This is a genomic window from Clostridium gallinarum (genome assembly GCF_014836325.1).
GTDB lineage: Bacteria > Bacillota > Clostridia > Clostridiales > Clostridiaceae > Clostridium > Clostridium gallinarum.
Genome location: NZ_JACSQZ010000141.1, coordinates 1 through 572 on the forward strand (window position 1 = coordinate 1; position 572 = coordinate 572).

General features: G+C 29.5%; 1 protein-coding gene. It reads right to left on the reverse strand.

Translation table 11 applies throughout. The annotated features are described in order from the left end of the window. Positions 1-572: ATP-binding cassette domain-containing protein (locus tag H9660_RS16175; RefSeq protein WP_191751396.1), on the reverse strand; the 572-nt coding region annotated here is incomplete at both ends.

Here is a 572-nt window from a genome sequence, read left to right on the forward strand (position 1 = left end):
ACTAAAAGTACTGCTTTTCCATTATCTCTTTGTTCAACTAATCTTTTGTGTATGTATTCTATAGAACCAACATCTAACCCTCTAGTAGGTTGAACAGCAATTAATAAATCTGGGTTTGATAATATCTCTCTTCCAATAATCCCCTTTTGCTGATTTCCGCCTGATAAAGATCTTGCAATTGATTTTCCACCTTCACCTGATCTTACATCAAAAGTTTCTATTATCTTATCTGAGTATTTTTTTATTTCTTCTCTATTTATTAAACCATTTTTTGAGAAAGGTTTATTTTTATACTCTTTTAAAACCATGTTGTCTTCCATAGTATAATCTAAAATAAGTCCTCTTTTATGTCTATCTTCTGGAATATGAGCTATTCCTTCATCTATTCTTTTTCTAATAGAATCTTTTGTTATATCTCTTCCATTAAAAATAATTTTTCCCTCTTCTACATTTCTCATTCCTGTTATAGCTTCAACTAATTCAGTCTGTCCATTACCCTCTACTCCTGCTATACCAACTATTTCACCTTTTCTAATATTCAAGCTAAAATTCTTTAAACCTAGAACTTTTTT